This is a genomic window from Streptomyces sp. NRRL WC-3549 (assembly GCF_000721935.1).
Classification (GTDB): domain Bacteria; phylum Actinomycetota; class Actinomycetes; order Streptomycetales; family Streptomycetaceae; genus Streptomyces.
The window spans coordinates 118,296-122,904 of the sequence record NZ_KL585425.1; the positions used below are offsets into that span (position 1 = coordinate 118,296).

Below are 4,609 nucleotides of genomic sequence, written 5' to 3' on the forward strand. Positions count from 1 at the left end.
CCAGCCAGGCCCTGAAACCGTCGACGTCGGCGTCCGGCAGCGCGACCCCGATGGTGACCGCCTCCGCGTAACGCACATCGTGCACGTTCCGGCCGGTCGCGCGGAGATCGTTCTCCAGCTTTCCCGCACGCTGGTGGTCGACGGTCACGGTGGCCAGCCTGAACCGCCGCCGGGTGACCGTGCCCAGCGCGTCGAGGGCTTCGCCGACCACTCCGCCGTAGGCACGGATGAGCCCGCCGGCGCCGAGCTTGACCCCGCCGTAGTAACGGGTCACGACGGCGACCGCGTACCGCACCTCGCGCCGCAGGAGCATCTGCAGCATGGGCACCCCGGCGGTGCCGCCCGGCTCGCCGTCGTCACTGGCCTTCTGCACGGAGGCGTCCGCGCCGATCACGTACGCGAAGCAGTTGTGGGTGGCGGTGGGATGCTCGGCGCGGACACGCGCCACGAACGCCTGCGCCTCCTCCTCGGTGGCGGCTGGGCTCAGCGCGCAGAGGAACCGCGAGCGGTTGATCTCGGTCTCGTGTACACCTGTGCCTGCGACGGTCCGGTACTGCTCCTGCATCAGTCCACCCTATGCGCCCGGTCCACCGTCTCGTTCACCCGTACGTGGGGAATGGTCCGGAGCCACCGTCCGTTGTCCGGGCATGTACGCAGACGATGAGACGGTCCGCAGGATTCTTCTGGACACCGGTGACACCTGGGCCGTGGTCGGCCTCTCCGACAACCGCTCCCGGGCGGCGTACGGGGTGGCCGAGGTCCTTCAGCGCTTCGGCAAGAAGATCGTGCCGGTGCACCCCAAGGCCGAGACGGTCCACGGCGAGCGAGGGTACGCCTCGCTGGCCGACATACCCTTCCCGGTCGACGTGGTGGACGTGTTCGTCAACAGCGACCTCGCGGGTCAGGTCGCCGACGACGCGGTATCGGCCGGCGCCAAGGCGGTCTGGTTCCAGCTGGGGGTGGTCGACGAGGCGGCATACGAGCGGACGCGTGCGGCGGGCCTGGACATGGTCATGGACCGCTGCCCCGCGATCGAGATACCCCGCCTGGACGGCCGCGCCTGACCTGCCCGTCCTGACGCGGCACCCGGCCCGGGAGGCGTGGTGCCGCAGGCCGCGCACGACCAGGCGATGTGAACCACGACACGGAGACTGACTCCCGGTGCGGGGCCGGGTGTGGAGCGGGGCGCTGTGCTGCCGGACCATGCCCCGACGCGTGCAGCGTGCATGGACGCCGGGGCAGTGGCGGACGCGTCACGGGAGGCGCTCGGACCGGACGGGCGCCGGTCACGCCCGCGTTCCGAAGGCTGACGTCCCCTGGGGTCCCGGGTCAGATTCCCAGGCCCTCGACCAGGGTGGCTCCGGGGAGAGCGGCCAGGGCCTTACCCGGGACGATCAGCTTGCCGCGCCGACGGCCGCTGCCGATCAGGACCCACTCCTCGTCGACCACCGCGGGGTCCAGCAGCAGGGGCCAGTCCGTGGGCAGGCCCACCGGTGTGATGCCGCCGTACTCCATGCGGCTCTCGCCGACCACCGAGTCCATCGGGGCGAAGGTCACCCGGCGGGCCCCGAGGTGCCGGCGTACTGCACCGTTCACGTCGACCCGGGCCCGGGAGAGCACCACGCAGGCGGCGAAGGTGGCGAGACCGCCCCTCTTGCCCTTGACGACCAAGCAGTTGGCCGACCGGTCCAGCAGCTCCGGACCGTAGTGCTCGACCAGGACGGCCGTGTCGGCGATCGCCGGGTCGGTGTCGACATAGATGATCTGGTCGGCGGGAACAAGACGTCCTCGAACGGACCCAGTGGTGCGCGCATGCGGGTCACGCTAACAGCCTCCGTGGCCCGCTCAGTTGCCGTCTGGCGTCGTCACCGGATCGAGTCGGCCGCGTTCGGCCCTCCCTGCCGCCGTGACCTGGCCGGCACCGAGCACCGCGCTCAACGGGGGTCAGAGGGGGGCAGCACACAGAACTCGTGACCGTCGGGGTCGGCCATCAGGACCCGGCCGGCACCCCCGTGGCCGACGCCTCCCTCGCCGGCGCCTCCCTGGCCGGTCTCGACGCGGGTCGCCCCGAGCGAGACGAGCCGGTCGACCTCGGTCCGCTGGTCGCTGCCGGGCGGTGGAGCGAGATCGAAGTGCAGCCGCTCCTTGCCCGTCTTCGGCATCAGGGGCGGACCACCCCACGTGATCTTCGGGCCGCCGTGCGGTGAGCGGATCGCGGTCTCCTCGTCCTGGTCCCAGACCAACGGCCAGCCCAGCGCCCGGCTCCAGAAGTAACCGGTCTCCTGCGAGCCGTCACCGGCCAGCGCCCCGATGAACCCGCACTCGGCGAGGAAGCGGTTGCCCGGCTCGATGACACAGAACTCGTTGCCCTCCGGGTCGGCGAGGACCACATGCCCGTCCTCCGGGCGTTGACCGACGTCGATGTGGTGGGCGCCGAGTCCGAGCGCCCTCTCCACCACCTGCTTCTGGTCGTCGAGGGAGGCGCTCGTCAGGTCGAAGTGCATGTGGTTCCGGTCTCTCTTCCGCTCCCGGGCCGGGAGGAAGAGAAGCCGGAACCCGGTGTCGTCACCGGGCAGCAGCGTGACGCCGTCAAAGGGTCCGGCAGGCTCGTCCCAGCGGAGGAGGGCCGCCCAGAAGCGCGCGAGACCAAGCGGCTCCCGCGCATCGACACACAGCGCGTGCAGGTGAGAAGTCATCCGTCGGTCTCCCGGCAGGGGAAGCAAGTCGAGCCTGAAGCCTGCCCGGCCGGTGCCGTCCGGTCAACTGGTTGACGGATGCGCCCCGGTGCCGGCCGCAGAGGGTCGAAAACGCGTCCCGTCCACGCCGCCATGAGCCTCACAGGGAGGCCGCCGAGCGGGGGCGGGGACGGCATGTCGGAGCCCGGGCCGGTCAGCCGGCAGGAGGCGGGAGCCTCAGCCGGTGACCCGTGAGGCGTCCCCGTCGGCCAGGTCCACCGCCGCCAGCAACTGCTCGGGCGTCGTCCCTTCGGGAATCGGCACCGGTGCCGGCGTACGCAGCGGCGGCTGCCAGCCCTTCTCCGGGTCCCAGCTGCGTACGACCCGGGCCGGTGCCCCCGCCACCACCGCGTGGTCGGGTACCGCTCCCCGTACGACGGCTCCCGCCGCCACCACCACGTTGCGGCCCAGCCTGGCGCCCGGAAGGATCACCGCTCCGGTGCCGATCCAGCAGCCGGGCCCGATCACCACGGGCTCCATGCGCGGCCACTGCTTGCCGACGGGCTCGTGCGGGTCGTCGTAACTGTGGTTGGTCGAGGTGACGTAGACGTACGGTCCGCAGTACGTGTCGGAGCCGATCGTCACCGTGGTGTCGGCCACGATGTGGCTGCCGCGCCCCAGGACGACCCCGTCGCCCAGGGTCAGGATCGGCTCCGCGCCCAGGTCCAGATCGGGCATCAACCCCGCCGTGAGCGTCACCTGCTCACCGATGACGCAGTGGTCGCCGAGCTCGATCCACGGCTCACCGAAGACGGTGCCCTGCGGGAAGGCCAGCCGGGTGCCCGTGCCGATGCGGCCGAACCGCAACCGCCCCGGGTGCTGCGCGGTGACCGCGCCGGTCTCCCGCACCCAGGCCCAGCCCCGGTGGACGGCACGGGACAGGATCCGGCGCCTCCAGCGGGCGGTCGGGGAGGGTGTGTTGCGGTTCTTCGGCACCTGTTCACGGTAGTCCGCCCGGCCGGGGCCCTTCGCGCCCCCGGATGTGATGTTCACCCCACCCGCCGGGGCGCCGGGGGCCGTCCCTTACGGTTCCTGTGGCACAGGGCCTCCGGGTGGGAACCGCGGAGGCCGCGGCAGGACCGCGGTCACCGCGACGGCAGCGAGGAGTACGTCATGGCGGAGCAGGCGTTGATCACCGGCGTCGGCGGCAAGGAGCCGGACATCGACGCGGACGCCTTCGTGGCACCGACCGCCGTCGTCGTGGGCGAGGTGACGCTGGCCGCCGGGTCGAGCGTCTGGTACCAGGCGGTGCTGCGGGCCGACTGCGGCCCGATCTCGCTGGGGCCCGACAGCAACATCCAGGACAACTGCAGCGTCCACACCGACCCCGGGTTCCCGCTGACCGTGGGCGCGCGGGTCTCCGTGGGCCACAACGCGGTCCTGCACGGATGTGTCATCGAGGACGACGTCCTGGTCGGCATGGGCGCCACGGTGCTCAACGGGGCACGTGTGGGAGCCGGTTCGCTGATCGCCGCACAGGCCCTCGTACCGCAGGGGATGCAGGTGCCGCCGGGGTCACTGGTCGCCGGTGTGCCCGCGAAAGTCAAGCGGGAACTGACCCCGGAGGAGCGCGAGGGCATCGCGTTCAACGCGGCCGGTTACGTGGAGCTGGCAAAGGCGCACCGTTCGGCACACGAGGCCTGACGGCCGGCTCAGTCGGCGGCGGGCACCGCGTCCGGCTCCTCGGCCGGGCCCGCCGGGCTGTCCGCCGCCTGCTGTCCGGCCTTCTTGGCCCGGTTCTTCAGGACCAGCATCGAGGTGAGGCCGATGAGGACGGCGAGCACCAGGCCCAGCCACGAGAAGCGCTTGAGCCAGGCCTCCGCGACCACGCCCACCGAGTAGATGACGGCGGTGGTGCCGCCGGCCCAGAGGAT

General features: G+C 72.0%; 5 protein-coding genes and 2 pseudogenes. 2 read left to right on the forward strand and 5 right to left on the reverse strand.

Features of this window, described 5'->3' with window-relative positions; translation table 11 throughout:
• Positions 1 to 565 (reverse strand): YigZ family protein (locus IH13_RS0128275; RefSeq protein ID WP_031088817.1); only part of this gene is annotated, 565 nt, incomplete at its 3' end.
• 82 nt (positions 566 to 647) lie between these two features.
• Here IH13_RS0128275 and IH13_RS0128280 point away from each other — a divergent pair.
• Positions 648 to 1,064 carry a CoA-binding protein gene (locus tag IH13_RS0128280; protein WP_031088819.1) on the forward strand — a complete coding sequence of 139 codons (417 nt, stop codon included), beginning with the start codon at positions 648 to 650 and terminating at the stop codon, positions 1,062 to 1,064.
• Positions 1,065 to 1,329: 265 nt separating this feature from the next.
• Here IH13_RS0128280 and IH13_RS0128285 read toward each other — a convergent pair.
• The 3 genes and pseudogenes from IH13_RS0128285 to IH13_RS0128295 all read right to left on the reverse strand — a co-directional run.
• Positions 1,330 to 1,773, reverse strand: a pseudogene (locus IH13_RS0128285) (YbaK/EbsC family protein); the annotation flags it as partial.
• Positions 1,774 to 1,934: 161 nt separating this feature from the next.
• A complete protein-coding gene (locus IH13_RS0128290; RefSeq protein WP_031088821.1) occupies positions 1,935 to 2,696 on the reverse strand; it encodes a VOC family protein in 762 nt (253 codons plus the stop codon).
• A gap of 216 nt (positions 2,697 to 2,912) precedes the next feature.
• The gene (locus tag IH13_RS0128295; protein WP_031088822.1) at positions 2,913 to 3,671 is read right to left on the reverse strand and encodes an acyltransferase; all 759 of its coding nucleotides are present in this window, start codon (positions 3,669 to 3,671) and stop codon (positions 2,913 to 2,915) included.
• 177 nt (positions 3,672 to 3,848) lie between these two features.
• On the opposite strand from IH13_RS0128295, the gene IH13_RS0128300 reads away from it, so the two are divergent.
• Positions 3,849 to 4,379 (forward strand): gamma carbonic anhydrase family protein, encoded by a 531-nt coding sequence (locus tag IH13_RS0128300; RefSeq protein ID WP_031088824.1) that lies wholly within the window; start codon positions 3,849 to 3,851, stop codon positions 4,377 to 4,379.
• An 8-nt stretch (positions 4,380 to 4,387) separates the two neighbouring features.
• Here IH13_RS0128300 and IH13_RS0128305 read toward each other — a convergent pair.
• Positions 4,388 to 4,609, reverse strand: a pseudogene (locus IH13_RS0128305) (DedA family protein); the annotation flags it as partial.

Bases quoted from the DNA above. Each gene is read 5' to 3' on its own strand.
- IH13_RS0128290 (WP_031088821.1), bottom strand. From the start codon at position 2,696: ATGACTTCTCACCTGCACGCGCTGTGTGTCGATGCGCGGGAGCCGCTT.
- IH13_RS0128280 (WP_031088819.1), top strand. From the start codon at position 648: ATGTACGCAGACGATGAGACGGTCCGCAGGATTCTTCTGGACACCGGT.
- IH13_RS0128300 (WP_031088824.1), top strand. From the start codon at position 3,849: ATGGCGGAGCAGGCGTTGATCACCGGCGTCGGCGGCAAGGAGCCGGAC.